The sequence below is a fragment of the Variovorax sp. OK605 genome (genome assembly GCF_900115445.1).
Lineage (GTDB): Bacteria > Pseudomonadota > Gammaproteobacteria > Burkholderiales > Burkholderiaceae_C > Variovorax.
This window is the reverse complement of record NZ_FOWL01000012.1, coordinates 53177-71942: the sequence shown is the minus strand read 5'-3', so window position 1 is coordinate 71942 and position 18766 is coordinate 53177. Positions and strand designations below refer to the sequence as shown.

The 18766-nt window shown below is 68.3% G+C and carries 17 protein-coding genes; 7 read left to right on the top strand and 10 right to left on the bottom strand.

Annotation, left to right across the window (positions count from 1 at the left end):
- Window positions 1–12 precede the first annotated feature (12 nt).
- The 7 genes from BM013_RS27970 (at window position 13) to flgL (ending at window position 10874) form a co-directional block, all read left to right on the top strand.
- Entirely contained in the window at window positions 13–1620 is a 1608-nt protein-coding gene (locus BM013_RS27970) for a methyl-accepting chemotaxis protein (RefSeq protein ID WP_093131168.1), read from the top strand.
- A gap of 77 nt (window positions 1621–1697) precedes the next feature.
- On the top strand, window positions 1698–2195 hold the full coding sequence (locus BM013_RS27965) for a chemotaxis protein CheW (protein WP_093131386.1): 498 nt from the start codon (window positions 1698–1700) through the stop codon (window positions 2193–2195).
- A 35-nt stretch (window positions 2196–2230) separates the two neighbouring features.
- Complete coding sequence (locus BM013_RS27960; RefSeq protein WP_093131166.1) at window positions 2231–3952, top strand: methyl-accepting chemotaxis protein; 1722 nt, start codon at window positions 2231–2233, stop codon at window positions 3950–3952.
- Between the two features lie 66 nt (window positions 3953–4018).
- On the top strand, window positions 4019–5740 hold the full coding sequence (locus tag BM013_RS27955) for a methyl-accepting chemotaxis protein (RefSeq protein WP_093131164.1): 1722 nt from the start codon (window positions 4019–4021) through the stop codon (window positions 5738–5740).
- A gap of 101 nt (window positions 5741–5841) precedes the next feature.
- Window positions 5842–7569, top strand: coding sequence for a methyl-accepting chemotaxis protein (locus BM013_RS27950; protein ID WP_093131162.1), 1728 nt, complete (start codon window positions 5842–5844; stop codon window positions 7567–7569).
- A gap of 87 nt (window positions 7570–7656) precedes the next feature.
- Entirely contained in the window at window positions 7657–9621 is a 1965-nt protein-coding gene (gene flgK / locus BM013_RS27945) for a flagellar hook-associated protein FlgK (RefSeq protein WP_093131160.1), read from the top strand.
- Between the two features lie 41 nt (window positions 9622–9662).
- Window positions 9663–10874 carry a flagellar hook-associated protein FlgL gene (gene flgL, locus BM013_RS27940; RefSeq protein ID WP_093131158.1) on the top strand — a complete coding sequence of 404 codons (1212 nt, stop codon included), beginning with the start codon at window positions 9663–9665 and terminating at the stop codon, window positions 10872–10874.
- Between the two features lie 41 nt (window positions 10875–10915).
- Here the strand turns inward: flgL and fliR are convergent, their stop codons facing one another.
- The 10 genes from fliR to fliI all read right to left on the bottom strand — a co-directional run bounded on the left by fliR (window position 10916) and on the right by fliI (window position 18753).
- A complete protein-coding gene (gene fliR, locus BM013_RS27935) occupies window positions 10916–11701 on the bottom strand; it encodes a flagellar biosynthetic protein FliR (protein ID WP_371271224.1) in 786 nt (261 codons plus the stop codon).
- A gap of 8 nt (window positions 11702–11709) precedes the next feature.
- Window positions 11710–11979 (bottom strand): flagellar biosynthesis protein FliQ, encoded by a 270-nt coding sequence (fliQ, locus tag BM013_RS27930; RefSeq protein ID WP_093131156.1) that lies wholly within the window; start codon window positions 11977–11979, stop codon window positions 11710–11712.
- 10 nt (window positions 11980–11989) lie between these two features.
- Complete coding sequence (gene fliP, locus BM013_RS27925; protein ID WP_093131154.1) at window positions 11990–12748, bottom strand: flagellar type III secretion system pore protein FliP; 759 nt, start codon at window positions 12746–12748, stop codon at window positions 11990–11992.
- On the bottom strand, window positions 12745–13248 hold the full coding sequence (fliO, locus tag BM013_RS27920; RefSeq protein WP_093131152.1) for a flagellar biosynthetic protein FliO: 504 nt from the start codon (window positions 13246–13248) through the stop codon (window positions 12745–12747). The genes fliP and fliO overlap by 4 nt, the downstream gene beginning before the upstream one ends.
- Window positions 13245–13679, bottom strand: coding sequence for a flagellar motor switch protein FliN (gene fliN, locus BM013_RS27915; protein WP_093131150.1), 435 nt, complete (start codon window positions 13677–13679; stop codon window positions 13245–13247). The genes fliO and fliN overlap by 4 nt, the downstream gene beginning before the upstream one ends.
- The gene (fliM, locus tag BM013_RS27910; RefSeq protein ID WP_093131148.1) at window positions 13672–14673 is read right to left on the bottom strand and encodes a flagellar motor switch protein FliM; all 1002 of its coding nucleotides are present in this window, start codon (window positions 14671–14673) and stop codon (window positions 13672–13674) included. Before fliM ends, fliN begins: the two co-directional genes overlap by 8 nt.
- A 24-nt stretch (window positions 14674–14697) precedes the next feature.
- Window positions 14698–15201: a flagellar basal body-associated protein FliL gene (gene fliL / locus BM013_RS27905; RefSeq protein WP_093131146.1), complete on the bottom strand. Its 504-nt coding sequence runs from the start codon at window positions 15199–15201 to the stop codon at window positions 14698–14700.
- Window positions 15202–15351: 150 nt separating this feature from the next.
- On the bottom strand, window positions 15352–16797 hold the full coding sequence (locus tag BM013_RS27900; protein ID WP_093131144.1) for a flagellar hook-length control protein FliK: 1446 nt from the start codon (window positions 16795–16797) through the stop codon (window positions 15352–15354).
- A 25-nt stretch (window positions 16798–16822) separates the two neighbouring features.
- Window positions 16823–17278 (bottom strand): flagellar export protein FliJ, encoded by a 456-nt coding sequence (fliJ, locus tag BM013_RS27895; protein ID WP_093131142.1) that lies wholly within the window; start codon window positions 17276–17278, stop codon window positions 16823–16825.
- Between the two features lie 50 nt (window positions 17279–17328).
- A complete protein-coding gene (fliI, locus tag BM013_RS27890) occupies window positions 17329–18753 on the bottom strand; it encodes a flagellar protein export ATPase FliI (protein ID WP_093131140.1) in 1425 nt (474 codons plus the stop codon).
- Window positions 18754–18766: the final 13 nt, after the last annotated feature.

Genomic DNA, 18766 nt, shown 5'->3' with positions numbered 1-18766 from the left:
ACAGCTCCGACCATGCGCGTCAATTTGCCCATCACCGGCGTCGAATACGAACTCTCCCGCGACGTCGCCCTCGTGTCCCGCACCGACCTCAAGGGCCGTATCACCTACGTCAACCCGGCTTTCGTCGAGGCCAGCGGCTTTGCCGCGACCGAGCTCATGGGCAAGGCCCACAACATCGTGCGCCACCCCGACGTGCCGGCCGAGGCCTTCGCCGACCTCTGGGAAACGCTGGGCCAGGGCCTGCCGTGGACCGGCATCATCAAGAACCGCCGCAACAACGGCGACTTCTACTGGGTGCTGGCCAACGTGACGCCGATCCGCCGCAACGGCCGCGTGCAGGGCTACATGTCGGTGCGCAGCCGCCCGGAGCGTGCCGCGGTGCAGGCGGCCGATGCGCTGTACACCCGCATCCGCGAGGGCCGCGCGAAGGACATCACGCTGGCGCAGGGCGAAGTGGTGCAGCACGGTTGGGGCAACCCGCTCGCGCGGCTGCGCCGCATCCACGTGCGGCGCCGCGTGTTCGGCGCCACGGCCGTGGCGGCGCTGCTGTCGATGTCGCTGGGCGCGGCGGGCTGGCTCGAGGCGTCGCGCATGGCGGCGTCGGGCGGCCTGCACAGCTGGCTGCCCGCCACGCTGGCACTGGGCGGCGTGGCCTCCGCGCTCGCATGGCTCGGCTTCGGCCAGTTCCTCGGCCGCACGGTGTTCCGCCCGCTCGACGAGGCGGTGCACGTGGCGCGCGCCATTGCCGGCGGCGACCTGGCGCGCTTCGAAGTGCGGCCCGGCGACGAGATCACCGGCCTGCTGCGCGCGCTCAACCAGATGAGCGCCAACCTCTTCGCCATCGTCGCGGACGTGGGCGAGAACGTGGCGGGCGTGATGTCGGCCTCCAGCCAGATCGCCTCGGGCAACGAAGACCTGTCTTCGCGCACCGAGCAGCAGGCCAGCTCGCTCGAGCAGACGGCGGCGTCGATGGAGGAACTCACCTCCACCGTGAAGCAGAACGCGGACAACGCGCGCCAGGCCAACCAGCTGGCCGTGTCGGCGTCCGAGGTCGCGGTGAAGGGCGGCAACGTGGTCTCGCAGGTGGTGGACACCATGGGCTCTATCAACGCGTCGTCGAAAAAGATCGTGGACATCATCGGCGTGATCGACGGCATCGCGTTCCAGACCAACATCCTGGCGCTGAACGCCGCGGTGGAAGCCGCGCGCGCCGGCGAGCAGGGCAAGGGCTTCGCCGTGGTCGCCTCCGAAGTGCGCAGCCTCGCGCAGCGCTCGGCATCGGCCGCCAAGGAAATCAAGACGCTGATCGGCGACTCGGTCGAGAAGGTCGAGGAAGGCAGCAAGCAGGTCGCGGAAGCCGGCCGCACGATGCAAGAGATCGTCGGCAGCGTGCGCCGGGTGACCGACATCATGGGCGAGATCACCACCGCCAGCCAGGAGCAGACCTCCGGCATCGAGCAGATCAACCAGGCCATCTCGCAGATGGACCAGGTCACGCAGCAGAACGCCGCGCTGGTCGAGGAAGCCTCGGCCACGGCACAGCTGCTGCAGGAGCAGGCCGACGGCCTGGTGAAGGCCGTGCGCGTGTTCCGCGCGGAAGCCGTCGCCGAAGTGGCCTGAACCACCGAACACCCCAAAGCAACACACACCAGATTCAAACCGGAGAAGAACCCATGCTCAACAAGGCCAAAGACCCCATGAAACAAGCCGCCTCGGCGCCGTCCGCGGCCGCCGGTGCCAACCGCCTGGAGGTCGTGACCTTCAAGCTGGGCGAAGAGGAATACGGCATCGACATCCAGAAGGTGCAGGAGCTGCGCGGCTACGACGCGGTGACGCGCATTGCCAATGCGCCGGACTACATCAAGGGTGTGGTGAACCTGCGCGGGATCATCGTCCCGATCATCGACATGCGCATCAAGTTCAAGCTGGGCGACCCGACGTACGACCAGTTCACGGTGGTGATCGTGCTGAACATCGGCGGTCGCGTGGTGGGCATGGTGGTGGACAGCGTGTCGGACGTGATCACGCTCACGGCCGACCAGATCAAGCCGGCGCCGGAGATGGGTTCGGTGCTGGACGCCGACTACCTGATCGGGCTGGGCACGCTGGACGAGCGGATGCTGATCCTGGTGGACATCGACCGCCTGATGTCCAGCGACGAAATGGGCCTCGTCGAGGCCGCCGCCGTCGCCTGACCCTCGGCTCGAACCACCCTCCTCAAGGCATTGCCATGAACTTCCTGTCCAACCTTCGCATCGGCACCCGCCTGATGCTGGCCTTCGCCATCGTGCTGGGGCTGACCGTGGTCTCGACCGCCATCGCCCTGGTGTCTTCGCGCAGCAACGCGGAAGCCACGCGGCTGATGATGCAGAGCCCGCTCGCGAAAGAGCGGCTCATCTCCGACTGGTACGTGCTGACGTACGCGGCCATCGCACGCACGTCGATGATCGCGCGCACCACCGACGAGACCTTGCCCGTGACCTTCGCGGACGTCATCTCCGACAGCGTGAAGAAGGGCAGCGAGACCATGGCGAAGGTGGAGCCGCTGCTGTTCACCGACGAGGAAAAGGCGACCTACAAGTCGATCGTCGAGCTGCGCGCCAAGTACCAGGCGGCGAAGGACGACGTGGGCAAGGCCAAGGCCAGCGGCAACGCGGTGGACACCGCGCGCGCCTTCAAGGAATCGTTCCAGCCGGCGGCCAAGGCCTATGAAGGCCGCGTGCTCGACCTGCTGGCCATCGAACGCCGCGACATCGACAGCATGAGCAAGGGCATCGACACCGCGAACGCGCACAGCTTCAACCTGCAGCTGCTGCTGACGGTGCTGACGGTGCTGAGCGGCGGCATCTTCGCGTTCTTCATTGCGCGCAGCATCGTGCGCCCGCTGGCGCAGGCCGTCGAGCTGGCCGAGACGGTGGCCGCCGGCGACCTGAGCACCGACATCCGCGTGGAAAGCCGCGACGAGGCCGGCCAGCTGATGCAGGCGCTGAAGGACATGAACGCGAACCTGGCCAAGGTGGTGGGCGAAGTTCGCACCGGCACCGAGACCATCGCCACGGCGTCGGGGCAGATCGCCTCGGGCAACCAGGACCTGTCTTCGCGCACCGAAGAGCAGGCGAGTTCGCTGGAGGAAACCGCTGCTTCGATGGAAGAGCTGACCTCCACCGTGAAACAGAACGCGGACAACGCGCGCCAGGCCAACCAGCTGGCGGTGTCGGCCTCCGAAGTGGCCGTGCGCGGCGGCAATGTGGTCGGCCAGGTGGTGGACACCATGGGCTCGATCAACGCCTCGTCGAAGAAGATCGTCGACATCATCGGTGTCATCGACGGCATCGCGTTCCAGACCAACATCCTGGCGTTGAACGCCGCGGTGGAAGCGGCACGCGCCGGTGAACAGGGCCGCGGCTTCGCGGTCGTGGCATCGGAAGTGCGCAGCCTGGCGCAGCGCTCGGCCGCGGCCGCCAAGGAAATCAAGACGCTGATCGGCGACTCGGTCGACAAGGTCGAAGAAGGCAGCAAGCAGGTCGCGGAAGCGGGCCGCACCATGGAAGAGATCGTCGGCAGCGTGAAGCGCGTGACGGACATCATGGGCGAGATCACGGCCGCCAGCCAGGAGCAGACCTCCGGCATCGAACAGATCAACCAGGCCATCACGCAGATGGACCAGGTCACGCAGCAGAACGCCGCGCTGGTGGAAGAAGCCTCAGCCGCCGCGCAATCGCTTCAGGAGCAAGCGGGCAGCCTCGTGCAGGCCGTCAGCATTTTCAAACTGGGTTCGGGTCACCAGGCGCCTGCGAGATTGCAGGTGGCGGTGCACCCCGCGCATCCCGCGCAACTTCCGGCGAAGGCCAGGGCCAAGGCATTGCCGACGGCCCGCAGCAAGCCGTCGCAACCCGCCGCGCCCCAGCTGGCCTCGGCCAGCAGCAGCAACGGCGACTGGACGGAATTCTGAGTCTTCCCGCGGAACAACTGAAAACAACAGGTTACCCGGGGCCCGCGGCCCCACGAAGGAAAAATCATCAAAGCGTTCTACAACCTCAAAATCGCGACCAAGCTGCTTGTGTCGTTCATCGCCGTCCTTGTGCTGACGGTCTGCGTCGGTGCCGTGTCGGTGCTGCAGCTGGGCAAGGTCCACGACATGTCCACGGACCTGGCGACCAACTGGATGCCGGCCACGCGCTCGCTGCTGGAAATGAAGAACCTGGTGTCGCGCTACCGCACGCAGGAACTGCAGCACATCCTGTCGGGTTCGTACGACGAGATGGCCACCTATGAAAAGTCGATGGACCAGACCTGGGCGCTGCTGCAGAAGAGCATGGCCGAGTACGCCGCGCTCATCTCCGAACCCCAGGAGCGCGAGGTCTTCCCCGAGTTCCAGAAGCTGCTGAACCAGTACGGCGCCGAGCACAACAAGATCATCGCGATCTCGCACACGCAGGACAGCGAGCAGGCGACCACGCTGAGCCGCGGCAAGTCGCTGCAGCTGAACCGCGAGATGAACGCGGCGCTCGACAAGCTCACCGAAGTGAACGTGAACGGCGCCGTGCGCGCCGGTGCCACGTCCGACAGCGTGTATGCGCAAGCACGCCTGTGGGTGGTCGGCCTGCTGCTGGGCGCCGTGGCGCTCGGCCTGGTGCTGGCACTGTGGATAGCGCGCATCGTCGCGCGTCCGCTGGCCGAAGCCGTGAAGGTGGCGCAGTCGGTGGCCGGCGGCGACCTGACCAGCCGCATCGAATCGGAAACGACCGACGAGACCGGCCTGCTGCTCGACGCCCTGAGGGGAATGAACGACAGCCTGGTGAAGATCGTGGGCGAAGTGCGCACGGGCACGGACACGATCGCCACGGCCTCGAGCCAGATCGCCTCCGGCAACCAGGACCTGTCTTCGCGCACCGAAGAACAAGCCAGCTCGCTGGAGCAGACCGCCGCGTCGATGGAAGAGCTGACTTCGACCGTGAAACAGAACGCGGACAACGCACGCCAGGCCAACCAGCTGGCGGTGTCGGCTTCGGAAGTCGCCGTCAAGGGCGGCACGGTCGTGTCGCAAGTGGTCGATACCATGGGTTCCATCAATGCGTCGTCCAAGAAGATCGTCGACATCATCGGCGTGATCGACGGCATCGCGTTCCAGACCAACATCCTGGCGCTGAACGCCGCGGTGGAAGCGGCACGCGCCGGTGAACAGGGCCGCGGCTTTGCGGTGGTCGCATCGGAAGTGCGCAGCCTGGCGCAGCGCTCGGCGGCAGCGGCCAAGGAAATCAAGACGCTGATCGGCGACTCGGTCGAGAAGGTCGAAGCCGGCAGCAAGCAGGTGGAAGAAGCGGGCCGCACCATGGAAGAGATCGTGGGCAGCGTGCGCCGCGTGACCGACATCATGGGCGAGATCACCGCAGCGAGCCAGGAACAGACCTCGGGCATCGAACAGATCAACCAGGCCATCACGCAGATGGACCAGGTCACGCAGCAGAACGCCGCGCTGGTCGAAGAGGCATCGGCGGCTGCCCAGTCGCTGCAGGAACAAGCTGGCAGCCTGGTGCAGGCCGTGAGCATCTTCAAGCTCGACAACGCCCCGGTGGTGGCCCGCACCGGCTTCACGCGCATCACCCCGATGCCCAAGTCCGGCAAGCCCGCGCCCAAGCGTGCGGCCAAGGCGCTGCCCGCGCGGCGCGAGCCCGGTTCGGGCACCGCGCCCAAGCTCTCCATGGCGGCCGACGCCAAGGGCGACTGGACCGAGTTCTAGGGGAAACGAGGGGTCAACCACTGGCGGGCCCGTGCCGATAACGACGCGACAACGCCGCATTCCGCGGCGAGATTCGTTCCAGTTCTGAAAGAAGAAATCAAATGAGTTTGAAGAACCTGAAAATCGGCGCCCGCCTGGGCCTTGGCTTCGCGGCCATGCTGGTCCTGATGGCCGTCATTGCCGGCACCGGCCTGATGCGCCTGTCGAACGTGGGCAAGGCCACGGACGAGATGATCGAGAACGCGCTCGTGAAAGAGCGCCTGGCCAACCAGTGGTCGAACCTGCTGGGCCCGACCATCGTGCGTTCGTTCGCGATGGTCAAGGCCACCGACCCCACCGTCGTCGCGTACTTCGCGAAGGCGCGCGCCGACAGCTCGGCGCTCATCAATCCGGTGCAGAAGAAGCTCGAGGAGATGCTGACGACGCCGGAAGAAAAGAAGCTCTACGCCGGCGTGGCCGATGCGCGCGCCGTGGTGCTGGAGATCATCGAGAAGATCAACAAGCTCAAGGCCGCGGGCCAGAGCGCCGAGGCCAGCGAGATGGCGGACACCAAGTTCGCCGCCGGCCTCACCGTCTATGAAGAAGCCGTCGCCAAGCTCGCCGCGCACCAGCGCGACAAGATCGACGTGCTGTCCAAGGGAATTTCGGCCGACTACGGCACCGGCCAGGTCACCCTGCTGGCGCTGTCGGCCATTGCGCTCGTGCTGGGCGCGCTGCTCGCCTGGCGCCTGACGCTGGGCATCGTGCGCCCGCTGGGCCACGCCGTGACCGTTGCCGAGACCGTGGCCTCCGGCGACCTGAGCACGGACATCCGCGTGGAAAGCCGCGACGAAGCGGGGCAGCTGATGCATGCCTTGCGCGAAATGAATGCGAGCCTGGCCAAGGTGGTGGGCGAAGTGCGCGTCGGCACCGAGACGATCGCGACGGCCTCGGGGCAGATCGCCTCGGGCAACCAGGACCTGTCTTCGCGCACCGAAGAACAAGCCAGCTCGCTGGAGCAGACCGCTGCTTCGATGGAAGAGCTGACCTCCACCGTGAAGCAGAACGCCGACAACGCGCGCCAGGCCAACCAGCTGGCGGTGTCGGCTTCGGAAGTGGCCGTGCGCGGCGGCAATGTGGTCGGCCAGGTGGTGGACACCATGGGCTCGATCAACGCTTCGTCGAAAAAGATCGTCGACATCATCGGCGTGATCGACGGCATCGCGTTCCAGACCAACATCCTGGCGCTGAATGCCGCCGTGGAAGCGGCACGCGCCGGTGAACAGGGCCGCGGTTTCGCCGTGGTCGCGTCGGAAGTGCGCAGCCTGGCGCAGCGCTCGGCCGCGGCCGCCAAGGAAATCAAGACGCTGATCGGCGACTCCGTCGAAAAGGTCGAGGAAGGCAGCAAGCAGGTCGCGGAAGCCGGCCGCACCATGGAAGAAATCGTCGGCAGCGTGAAACGCGTGACCGACATCATGGGCGAGATCACCGCGGCGAGCCAGGAGCAGACCTCCGGCATCGAACAGATCAACCAGGCCATCACGCAGATGGACCAGGTCACCCAACAGAACGCGGCATTGGTCGAAGAGGCCTCGGCCGCCGCCCAGTCGCTGCAGGAACAGGCCGGCAGCCTGGTGCAGGCCGTCAGCGTCTTCAAGCTCGACCAGAACACCGTGGCCGTGCCGCGCGCGGCTTTCACGCGCATCACGCCGATCCCCAAGGCGGTGCGCCCCGCGCCCAGACGCCCGGCCGGCGCGCTGCCCGCGCGGCGCGAGCCGGCGGCGCAGCTGGCCATGGCCGGAAATGACAAGGCCGGCAAGGCAGACAAGGGCGACTGGACCGAGTTCTGACCCTCAACATTCGGCCGGAGCTGCCGATATAGAGCATGAGGCATCGAGGAGATGCCACCCCTACACACCATCGACAGGTAAAGCCATATGTCCGGAAGTTTGTTTTTCACGGGTCTGAGCGGCCTCAGCGTAGCTCGCACCGCGCTGATGACCACGGCCCACAACACCGCCAACGTGTACACCGCCGGCTACAGCCGCCAGGTGGCCGAGATCGCCACCGGCAGCGCCATTTCCAGCGGTTCGGGCTTCATCGGCTCCGGCGCCAACGTGACGACCGTGTCGCGCAGCTACGACCGTTACCTGACGGCGCAGCTGTCCAGCGCGCAGTCGAGCTCGGCCGCGCTGGCCACCAACAGCGTGCAGATCAACCGCATCGACACGCTGCTGGCCGACAAGACCTCGGGCATCGCACCGCTGATGCAGAGCTTCTTCACCAGCATCCAGGGCGTGGCCAACACGCCGGCCGACCCGGCCGCGCGCCAGCAGATGATCAGCTCGGCGCAGGCACTGGCCAGCAAGTTCCGCACGACCGACCAGTACCTGTCGGACCTGAATTCGTCGGTGAACGAGCAGATCTCGGGCAGCGTCGACCAGATCAACACCTACGCCACCAAGATCGCCAGCCTCAACCAGCAGATCAGCCAGATCAGCGCGATGGCCGGCGGCCAGCCGCCGAACGACCTGCTCGACCAGCGCGACCAGCTCGTGAGCAACCTGAGCCAGGTGGTCGACGTGAAGGTGCTGCAGCAGGACAACGGCAAGTACAACGTGTTCATCGCCACCGGCCAGTCGCTGGTGGTGGGCGACTACGCATCGGAGATGGCGGCTGTGAACTCGGCCGCCGACCCGTCGCGCAAGGTCGTGGCACTCAAGGGCTTCAGCGGCAACACCACCGAGCTGGCCGACGGCGTCATCAGCGGCGGCGTGCTGGGCGGGCTCATGAGCTTTCGCCGCGACACGCTGATCCCCTCGCAGAATGCGATCGGCCGCCTCGCCATGTCGGTGTCCGACGCGGTGAACGCGCAGAGCAAGCTGGGCGTGGACCTGAACGGCGCGCTGGGCCAGAACTTCTTCTCGCAGTCCGTGCCGGGCGTGCTCCCCAATGCCAAGAACACGGGCAACCTCGAACTCAGCGGCACGCTCACTGACGCGTCGAAGCTCACGACCAGCGACTACACCGTCAGCGTCACCGACGTGGCCGGCACGCTCAACTACTCGGTCACCCGGCTTTCGGACAAAACGTCGATGGGCACATTCACCACTTTCCCCATCACCTTCGACGGCGTCACCCTCGGCGCCGCCAGCGGTACCGCCCAGGCCGGCGACTCGTTCATGGTGCAGCCCACGCGCACCGGCGCGCGCGACCTCAACGTGGTGACGCTGGACCCGGCCAAGGTGGCCGCCGCGTCGCCGGTGATCACCGGCAACACCTCGGGCAACAAGGGCACCGGCGCGCTGGGCACCGCCACCGTGGACGCCAGCTACCCCGGCACGCCGCTGGCCGGCACCGTGACGCTGAACTACGACGCCGCCACCGGCAGCTTCTCGGGCTTCCCGGCCACCTCGGCCGTGACCGTGACGCTGGCCGACGGCACCAGCACCAGCTACGCCGCCGGCGCGGCCGTGCCCTACACCGCCGGCGCCAAGATGAGCTTCGACGGCGTCACGGTCAGCATGACCGGCGCGCCCTCGCAGGGCGACACCTTCACCATCGGCAAGAACAGCTCGGGCGTGTCCGACGGCAGCAATGCGCTGCTGCTGGGCGCACTGCAGCGCAAGAACACGATGGCCGGCGGCACCGCGACCTTCAACGGCGCGTACTCGCAGCTGGTGAGCGACGTGGGCAACCGCGCCATGGCGGTCAAGGTGGCCGGCACCACGCAAGACAGCGTGACCAGCCAGATCAAGGCCAGCCAGCAATCGATTTCCGGCGTCAACCAGGACGAGGAAACCGCCAACCTGCTGATGTTCCAGCAGATGTACCAGGCCAACGCCAAGGTGATCCAGACCGCGTCGACCATCTTCGACGCGATCCTCGGCATCAGCAACTGATCGCCTTCACCGTCATCAACGTACAGATCCAGGCAAACCCCATGCGCATCAGCACCGCTTCCTTCTACGACCAGAACGTCGTCTCGATGGGCCAGCAGCAGCAGAAGCTGTTCCGCGTCCAGCAGCAGCTGGCCACGAATTCCAAGTTCCTCACGGCCGGCGACGACCCGGTGGCCGCGGCCCGCGCGCTCGGCGTCAGCCAGACGCTGTCGGAAACCGCGCAGTACGCCACCAGCCGCCAGCGCGCGTCGCTGTCGCTGTCCACCGAAGAGAACGCGCTCAACTCGGTCACCTCGATCCTGCAGAACATCAAGACGCTGACCGTGGCCGCCGGCAACGGCACGCTGACGGACGCCGACCGCGCCTCGATCGCCACCACCATCCAGAGCGGGCTGGACCAGCTCGTGGGCGTGGCCAACTCCGACGACGGCAACGGCCAGTACCTGTTCGCGGGCTTCAAGAGCGGCAGCCCGCCGTTCGTGGCCACCACCGGCGGCGGCGTGCAGTACGTGGGCGACCAGGGCCAGCGCCTGATGCAGGTCGACGTGGCGCGCCAGCTGTCCACCTCGGACGACGGCCGCAGCGTGTTCCAGTCGGTGCAGGGCGGCGCGGGCTACGTGACTTCCACCTCGTCCACCAACACCGGTACCGGCGTGTTCGGCCCGGTCAGCGTGAAGGATTCCACCGCCGCCAACTACGGCAAGGACTTCACCATCAGCTTCGCTGGCGGCAACTACACCGTGAGCACCAAGGACACGCCGCCCGTGGTGGCCGCGACCGGCGCCTTCACGGCGGGCGAGCCCATCTCGTTTGGCGGCGTGCAGCTGAGCGTCACCGGCACGCCGGCCAGCGGCGACAGCTTCGACGTGTCGACCGCCAAGAACGCGGGCACCGACGTGTTCGAGGCCATCGGCAAGCTGGTGACGGCCCTGCGCACCCCGCTGACCGGCGGCGGCGACGCCGCCAAGGCCCAGCTGCAGAACGCCCTGAGCACCGCCAACGTGAAGGTCACCAACGCGCACGACAACGTGCTGACGGTGCTGTCGTCGGTGGGCTCGCGCCAGAGCGAAATCGACGCGCTGGACAGCAGCGGCTCGGACAGCAAGCTGCAGGAGGAAAGCTACCTCTCCAGCATCCAGGACCTGGACCCGTACAGCGCGATCGCGGAGTTCTACCAGCGCCAGTCGTCGCTGCAGGCCACGCAGATGACCTTCGCGCGGCTGAACAGCATCTCGCTGTTCAACTACCTGTAAGAAAAAAAGAGAGAAAGAGAAGGGAGCAGGGCCGTGCAGTTCTACGAACGCAAGCCCTGCGTGAACCGCAGCATGTTCGAGATCGACTCCGCGAAGCGCGGTTCGAGGAACGCCGCCAGGTTCGGCATCAGCAGCTGCAGCATGAAGATGCCGGCCAGCAGCGTGAGCGGAAAGCCCACGGCGAAGATGCTGAACTGCGGCGAGGCGCGGTTCAGGATGCCCATGGCCAGGTTCAGCGTGAGCAGCGCGGTGATGAGCGGCAGCGCCAGCATCAGCCCGCTGGAAAAGATCTCGCCGCCGGTGAGCACCAGGAACATCCAGCCGCCGGAGGCCAGCGGCGCCGTGGCGATGGGCAGGGTCTGGAAGCTCTCGGTCAGCGCGTTCACCATCAGCAGGTGCCCGTCGAGCGAGAGAAAGATCAGCGTGGCCAGCATGTTCAGCAGGCGCGCCACCACCATGGTGCTGCCATGGCTCATGGGATCGAAGAAGGACGCGAACGAAAGGCCCATCTGCAGGCCGATGTATTCGCCCGCGGCCAGCACGGCGGCGAACACCAGCTTCATCGAGAAGCCCATGGCCGCGCCGATGAGCACCTGCTGCACGATGATCCACGCGCCGCCGGCGGAGACCACCGGAACCTCGGGAAACGGCCCGAGGGTGGGCGCTATCACGAAGGTGAGCATGGCGGCCATGGCCACCTTCACCGGCCGCGGCACCCAGGCCTCGGAGAAGATGGGCGCGGTGCTGATCAGCGCCAGCATGCGCACGAACGGCCACAGGAAGGCGACCATCCAGCCCTCGAGCTGGCCCGAGGTGACCGAGAAGATCGAAGGCGTCACGCCAGCAGCTGCGGAATGCCTGCGAACAGCGCGCGCATGTAGTCGAGCATGCGGTCGAGCATCCAGGGGCCGGCCACGACCAGCGTCGCGAACACCGCGAGCAGCTTGGGAATGAAGGACAGCGTGGACTCGTTGATCTGCGTGGCCGCCTGGAAGATGCTGACGATCAAACCGATCACCAGCGCCACCAGCAGCAGCGGCGCGCCCAGCAGCAGCGAGATCTCCATGGCCCGGTGGCCCATGGTCATGACGGATTCGGGATTCATCTCTGCGTACCTAAAGGTAGAAGCTCTGCGTGAGCGCGCCGATGAGCAGCTGCCAGCCGTCGGCCAGCACGAACAGCATCAGCTTGAAGGGCAGCGCAATGGAGGCGGGCGGCACCATCATCATGCCCATGGACATGAGCACGCTCGCCACCACCAGGTCGATGATGAGGAACGGTATGAAGATGGTGAAGCCGATCTGGAACGCCGTCTTCAGCTCGCTGATGACGAACGAGGGCAGCAGGATGCGCAGCGGCACGTCTTCGGGGCCCTGCATGTCGGGCGCCTTGGCGAGCTTGGCGAACAGGGCCAGGTCGCTCTCGCGGGTCTGCTTGAGCATGAAGTTCTTGAAGGGCGCGATGCCGCGCTCCATCGCCTTCTCGGCGCTGATCTTGTTCTCGGAGAAGGGCACGTAGGCGTCGGTGTAGGCCTTGTCCAGCACCGGCGACATCACGAAGAAGGTGAGGAACAGCGACAGTCCCACCAGGATCTGGTTGGGCGGCGAGGTCTGCGTGCCGATGGCGGTGCGCAGCATGCCCAGCACGATCAGGATGCGCGTGAAGCTGGTCATCGACAGCAGCAGCGCGGGCAGGAAGGTGAGCGAGGTCAGCAGCACCATGGTCTGCACGCTCAGCGACCAGGTCTGGCTGCCGCCGGGGCCGGGCGTGCTGGTGAGGCCGGGCAGGCCCTGGGTCCAGGCCACGGCGGGCAGCGCGGCGGCGGCAAGCAGCAGCGCGGCACGCAGGCCGCGGCGCAATGCGGGGTGCGTCATGGGGCGGGATGCGACTTGCCCGAGAGCGACTCGCGCAGTTTCCGGGCAAAGAGTTCGACGGTGTTGTTGAAGGCGGGCGAGCCGGCCTGAGCGGTGGGCGCCGCGGACGGTGCCGATGAGGCCTGGGCCGGCAGCGTGTGCAGCGTGTTGACCTGGCTCGGCGTGACGCCCAGCACCAGCCAGGTGTCGCCCACTTCCACCACGACCACGCGTTCGCGCTGGCCGACGTTGGCGCTGGACACCACCTTCACCACGTTGCCGCTGCCCAGGCGCTGCAGCCCGAAGCGGCGTGCCAGCCAGGCGCAACCGAAGATCAGGCCGACCACCACCGCCATGCCGAAGCCGGCCTGCAGCAGGCTGGACGCGCCGGAAGCGGCGGGCGCCGCCTCGTGCACGGGCGTGGGCACGGTGGGCAGCGCGGCATGGGCCGTGTGCACCGCCTGCGCCCAGAGCGCGGGCAGCAGCGCCGCCCCCGCGAGCAGTTGGCGGCGCAGGCTCATGTGCGTGCGAGCTTCTGCATGCGCTCGGACGGGGTGACGATGTCGGTCAGGCGGATGCCGTACTTCTCGTTCACCACCACCACTTCGCCCTGGGCGATGAGGTAGCCGTTGATCAGCACGTCCAGCGGCTGGCCGGCCAGCCCGTCGAGCTCGACCACCGAGCCCTGCGACAGCTGCAGCAGGTTCTTGATGGTGATGCGGGTGCGGCCGATCTCGGCGGTGAGCTGCACGGGCACGTCGAGCACGCGCGCGATGTCCACGGGCGTGGTGGTCGAGGGCGCGGCCGCTTCGTGGATCTGCTGGAAGACCTGCGCGGTGGCGGGCGCCACGGCGGGTTCGGGCACGGCGGGAGGGGTGGCTGCGGTCTGCTCGGCCAGCGCGCTGGCCCAGTCGTCCGCGTCGCTGCTGGCGGAAGAGGTGTTGTCAGTCATGGTCGTTCTTCAAATCGCTGTCTTGATGGGAGATCATTTGTTGCACGCGCAGGGCGTAGCGCTCGTTGGAGGTGCCGTAGCCGCAATCCATCACCGGCACGCCGCCGACCTTGGCGACGACCGTCGTGGGCAACTCGATGGGGATCACGTCGCCGACCTGCATCTTCATCACCTCGCCGAGCGTGGAAGGCATGGTCACGAAGTCGGCGATGAGCTCGACGTCGGCGGCCTGCATCTGGCGCGACATCTGTTTCACCCAGCGCTTGTCGACCTCGACCTCGTCCTGGATCGGGTTGGACAGCAGGTCGCGGATCGGCTCGATCATCGAGTAGGGCAGGCACACGTGCAGGAAGCCGCCGATGGGGCCGAACTCGATCTGCAGCGTGGTGTTGATCACCACCTCGTTGGGCGCCACGATGTTGGCGAGCTTGCCGTGCATCTCGGCGCGCACGTAGTCGAAGTCCAGCGGGAACACCGGCTGCCACGCGTCGCCGTAGCACTGCAGCGACAGGTCGAGCAGGCGCTTGATGATGCGCTGCTCGGTGCGCGTGAAGTCGCGGCCTTCCACGCGCACGTGGTAGCGCCCGTCGCTGCCGAAGAGGTTGTCCACCACCAGGAACACCAGCTTCGGGTCGAACACGAAGAGGGCCGTGCCGCGCAGCGGCTTCAGGTGGATCATGTTGATGTTCGCGGGCACCGGCAGGTGCCGCACGAACTCGCCGTACTGCTGGATCTGGACCGGCCCCACCGAGATGTCGGGGCTGCGGCGCATGAAGTTCAGCAGCGCGCTGCGCAGGCCGCGCGCGAAGCGGTCGTTGATGACCTCCAGCGTGTGCATGCGGTTGCGCACCACGCGGTCGGGCGCGCCGAGGTCGTACGCCGGCAGGCCGTCCTTGGGAGGCACGGGCGCGGCCGTCTGGTCGATGTCCCCGCCGGTGACGCCCTGCAGGAGCGCATCGACCTCGTCCTGGGAAAGCACCTGTTCATAGGCCATGGGTCGCTGGTCCGAAGGAGAAGGTCACTGCACCACGAAGGTGTTGAACGACACGTTGGAGATGCCCAGGGGCGCCTGGCCGGCCGCCAGCGGCGCGTTCAGCGTCGTGCGGATTTCCTCGGCCAGCTTGGCCTTGCCTTCCGGCGTGACCAGGGTGTCGGGGACGCGGTTCGAAAGCAGCATCAGCAGGCGGCTGCGCAGCTCGGGCATGAACTCGACGATCTGCGCCTTGGTGTGTTCGTCGGGCACGCGCAGCGCCATGCCGACCTGCAGGAAGCGCGGGCGGCCTTCGGACTGCAGGTTGACGGTCAGCGGCTCGAGCGCCAGGAAGATCGGCTTTTCAGGCACGGGCGCCTTCGCCGTTTCAGGCGCGGAGGCCGCGTTCATGAAGCGGGGAACGAAGGTGTACGCGGCCGCGCCGGCGGCGGCGAGGCCGACGGCGACGATGAGCCCGATCACGAGCTTCGACGAGCGCTTGGAGGCTGGCGCGCCGGGGAGGGCGGTTGCTGCAGGAGAGGAGGTAGCCATGGTGGAGCGGTTGGAGGGGTCCGGTCTATTCTTTGCGAAGTCCCTCTCTGACGAACGGCCGAACAAGCGCACAAAGGCGTGTCATATCCGTTCATTGCCGGGCGCCGTCGGGGCGCCCGAGAGGGGAAGAGGGGCCGTGGCCCGGCGGCGTCAGGCGAAGGTGTCGACCCCCGCGCCCGCGGTGCCGGCAGTGCTCTGGCGCACGGGCGCCACGGGGGCGGCCTGCGCGGCGGGCGCGGTGCGGCCGGCGCCGGGGTAGCTCGAGGCCTGCTGGCGGCCGCCGTTTTGCTGCTGTTGCTGCTGCGCGAAGGCGGCGTCGTTGCCGAAGGGCTGGCGCGTGTCCGCGCCGACCGAGGCCTGGCCCAGGGTGATGCCCTGTTCCGACAGCGAGGTGCGCAGCTGCGGCAGCGCGGCCTCGACGGCCTTGCGCACGCTCTCGTGGGCCGACACGAACATCGCCTGGGCCTGGTTGTCGCCCAGCGACAGCGTGACCTTCAGCGGGCCGAGGCCGGCGGGGTTGAGGCTGAGTTCGGCCGTGTGCTGGCCGCTGGTGCTCATGCGGGCCAGCTGCTGGCCGAGAGCAGGCGCCCACTTGTCGCTGCCGACTTCGGGCGCGACGGTGTGCACCGGCGTGCGGGCGGCGGCGGTTTCGGTGGTGCGGTCCGCCGGCGCGGCGGTGGCGCCGGCCTGCTGCAGCACGAACGGCGTGGCCGTGTCCTGCGTGCCGGTTTCGTTGGCGCCGGGCTGGGCGGCCGTGGTGGCCGGCACGGCGGCGGCGGTGACCGATGCGCCGGTGTCGTCGGCGGGCTTGGACTGGGCGGCGCTCGCGAGCTGCTCGGCCGTGGTGGCGCTCACGGCGCGCGGCGCGGCACGGCCGCTGGCGGCGGTGCCGGTGGCCGGGCCGGCGGACGCGGCGGCAGGCCGGTTGGCCACGCCGGCGGTCTGTGCGGCGACGGCGGCGCGCACCACGTCCTGCAGCGCGGCGATCGGCGCAGTGGCCGTGGCAGCGGTGGTGTCCGCATTGGCGGCGCTCGGGAGGTCGGGCCTGGCGGCGGCCGGCCGGGTGCCGTCCTTGGCCGCGAGCGCGGCGTCGGGCGCGGCCTTGGCGTCGGCGGCCGTGGCGCCGGCCCCTGCGGCTGCCGCGTCGGGCATCAGCTTGGCGAGGGCGTCCTGCAGGGCCGGGTCGGCCGGGATGTCGGTGGCGGCGCCAGCGCCAGCGGCCGTGGCCACGCCGGTGGCCGCGGCCGTGCCGTCACCCTGGGCGTCCACGCGACCGGCGCGACCGGCGCGGCCCGCGAGGGTCAGCGCATGCAGCGGCGTGTTGGGCGGGGCCAGGAAGGCCAGGTTCGGCGCGGGCGGCAGCGCGTCTTTCGTGTCTTCGTCGGCGGCGGACTTGCGCCCGGGCTTGCGCTCGGCGGTGGCGGCGCCCGAGGCGGCGTCGGCCGTCTTCGTTTCCTGGCGGTTGCCGTGGCGCGAGCGCTCCAGGGCCGCGCCGAAGCCGCGGCCCTGCGCTTCGTCGGCGTCGCTGCGGCTGCGCGCGCCCGCTTGCGAGACGGCCTGGCCGCCGGCGTTCGGCGCGACGGGGGGCATGATCATGGGTGGCATGTCGGTTCCTGGAAAGTCAAAGGGTCGTGTGCGAGCTGCGGTCGAAGAACTTGCGCGCGGCGCGTTCGTCGCTGTCGCGCTGCTCGCGCTTGTTCGCGGCCATCGTTTCCTGCGCGCGCACGCGCTCGGCCAGGGTGTCGAAGGAGCTCAGGCGGCGCTTCTGCTGCTGCCAGTCGACGCGGCCGTTGTCCAGCCGGGTCTCGGTCTGCGCGGCAATGGCGCGCTGCTGCTCGATAGCGCCGTCCAGCGTGCCCAGGAAGTTGCGGTAGTTGCGCCACTGCGAGGAGGGCAGGCCGTCGCGCATCAGCGCGTCGAGCTGGTCGTGGTAGTCCTGGCGGTACTGCAGCAGCAGCTCGAGCTTCTGGTTGGCGTTCAGGTGCGCGCTCTGCAGCGCGCCGAGGCGGCGCGCCGCGTCGTCGGTCTGCGTGTGGGCCAGGTCGATCAGCATGCCGAGGGGGAGCTTGCGGGTCATGGAAGAAATCCTTGCGTGGTATCTCTGGAATCGGGTGGGCGGCGCGCGCCTCAGTGGCGGCGCTCGGCCGTGAACAGGCCTTCGAGCTGCGCGATGGCCTCGGCATAGGCCGTGGGCTCGTGCATCGACTGCTGCAGGAAGGCCTCGATGCGCGGGTACATCGCAATCGCCTGGTCCAGCTGCGTGTCATGACCGGGCGCGTAGGCGCCGACGCTGATCAGGTCGCGGTTGCGCTGGTAGCGCGAGAGCATCTGCTTGAAGCGGCGCACCGTTTCGAACTGCGTGGACGGGATCAGCGCGGTCATGGCGCGGCTGATGGAGGCCTCGATGTCGATGGCGGGGTAGTGCCCGGCCTCGGCCAGCGTGCGCGACAGCACCACGTGGCCGTCCAGGATGGCGCGCGCCGAGTCGGCAATCGGGTCCTGCTGGTCGTCGCCCTCGGACAGCACCGTATAGAAGGCGGTGATGGAGCCGCCGCGGCCCTGTGCGTCGCGCGCGCCGTTGCCCGCGCGTTCCACCAGCGCGGGCAGCTTGGCGAACACCGACGGCGGATAGCCCTTGGTGGCCGGCGGCTCGCCCACGGCCAGCGCGATCTCGCGCTGCGCCATGGCGTAGCGGGTGAGCGAGTCCATGATGAGCAGCACGTCCTTGCCCAGGTCGCGGAAGTACTCGGCCAGGCAGGTGGCATAGGCCGCGCCCTGCAGGCGCAGCAGCGGCGAGTTGTCGGCCGGGGCCGCCACCACCACGGCGCGGGCCAGGCCTTCCTCGCCCAGCGTGTTCTCGATGAAGTCCTTCACCTCGCGCCCGCGTTCGCCGATCAGGCCGACCACGATGACCTCGGCGCTCGTGTAGCGCGCCATCATGCCCAGCAGCACGCTCTTGCCCACGCCGGAGCCGGCGAACAGGCCCATGCGCTGGCCGCGCCCGACGGTGAGCATGGCGTTGATGGCGCGCACGCCCACGTCGAGCACCGAGTCGATGGGCGCGCGCGTGAGCGGGTTGACGGGCGGCGAGCTCAGCGGCACCTTGCGCGCGATGTCCAGCGGGCCGAGCCCGTCCAGCGGGCGGCCGGCCGCATCGACCACGCGCCCGAGCATGCCTTCGCCCACGGGCAGGCGCTTGGTGTGGGCGTTGCCCGCGCCGCTCATGCCCGGCTCGATGGTGACGGGCCGCGCGAACACGCGCGCGCCGGGCACCAGGCCGGCCACTTCGGTCTGCGACATCAAAAACAGGCGGTCGCCGGCGAAGCCGACCACTTCGGCCTCGGCGTAGCGCTGCGCGTTGCCCGCCGGCAGTTCGATCAGGCAGTCGCTGCCCACGGGCAGCTGCAGGCCCACCGCCTCGAGCACCAGCCCCACGGCGCGCGTGAGGCGGCCCGAGGCAGTGGTGGTGGTGACGTGGGCGACGCTGCCGCGCGCCTTGTCGAGCGCGGCGCGCACGGTCTGCAGGTGGGGGTTGGGGGCGACGGTCTGCATCGGGAGGGAAATG

Bases quoted from the DNA above. Each gene is read 5' to 3' on its own strand.
- BM013_RS27970 (WP_093131168.1), top strand. From the start codon at position 13: ATGCGCGTCAATTTGCCCATCACCGGCGTCGAATACGAACTCTCCCGC.
- BM013_RS27965 (WP_093131386.1), top strand. From the start codon at position 1,698: ATGAAACAAGCCGCCTCGGCGCCGTCCGCGGCCGCCGGTGCCAACCGC.
- BM013_RS27960 (WP_093131166.1), top strand. From the start codon at position 2,231: ATGAACTTCCTGTCCAACCTTCGCATCGGCACCCGCCTGATGCTGGCC.
- BM013_RS27950 (WP_093131162.1), top strand. From the start codon at position 5,842: ATGAGTTTGAAGAACCTGAAAATCGGCGCCCGCCTGGGCCTTGGCTTC.
- flgK (WP_093131160.1), top strand. From the start codon at position 7,657: ATGTCCGGAAGTTTGTTTTTCACGGGTCTGAGCGGCCTCAGCGTAGCT.
- flgL (WP_093131158.1), top strand. From the start codon at position 9,663: ATGCGCATCAGCACCGCTTCCTTCTACGACCAGAACGTCGTCTCGATG.
- fliQ (WP_093131156.1), bottom strand. From the start codon at position 11,979: ATGAATCCCGAATCCGTCATGACCATGGGCCACCGGGCCATGGAGATC.
- fliP (WP_093131154.1), bottom strand. From the start codon at position 12,748: ATGACGCACCCCGCATTGCGCCGCGGCCTGCGTGCCGCGCTGCTGCTT.
- fliO (WP_093131152.1), bottom strand. From the start codon at position 13,248: ATGAGCCTGCGCCGCCAACTGCTCGCGGGGGCGGCGCTGCTGCCCGCG.
- fliN (WP_093131150.1), bottom strand. From the start codon at position 13,679: ATGACTGACAACACCTCTTCCGCCAGCAGCGACGCGGACGACTGGGCC.
- fliM (WP_093131148.1), bottom strand. From the start codon at position 14,673: ATGGCCTATGAACAGGTGCTTTCCCAGGACGAGGTCGATGCGCTCCTG.
- fliL (WP_093131146.1), bottom strand. From the start codon at position 15,201: ATGGCTACCTCCTCTCCTGCAGCAACCGCCCTCCCCGGCGCGCCAGCC.
- BM013_RS27900 (WP_093131144.1), bottom strand. From the start codon at position 16,797: ATGATCATGCCCCCCGTCGCGCCGAACGCCGGCGGCCAGGCCGTCTCG.
- fliJ (WP_093131142.1), bottom strand. From the start codon at position 17,278: ATGACCCGCAAGCTCCCCCTCGGCATGCTGATCGACCTGGCCCACACG.
- fliI (WP_093131140.1), bottom strand. From the start codon at position 18,753: ATGCAGACCGTCGCCCCCAACCCCCACCTGCAGACCGTGCGCGCCGCG.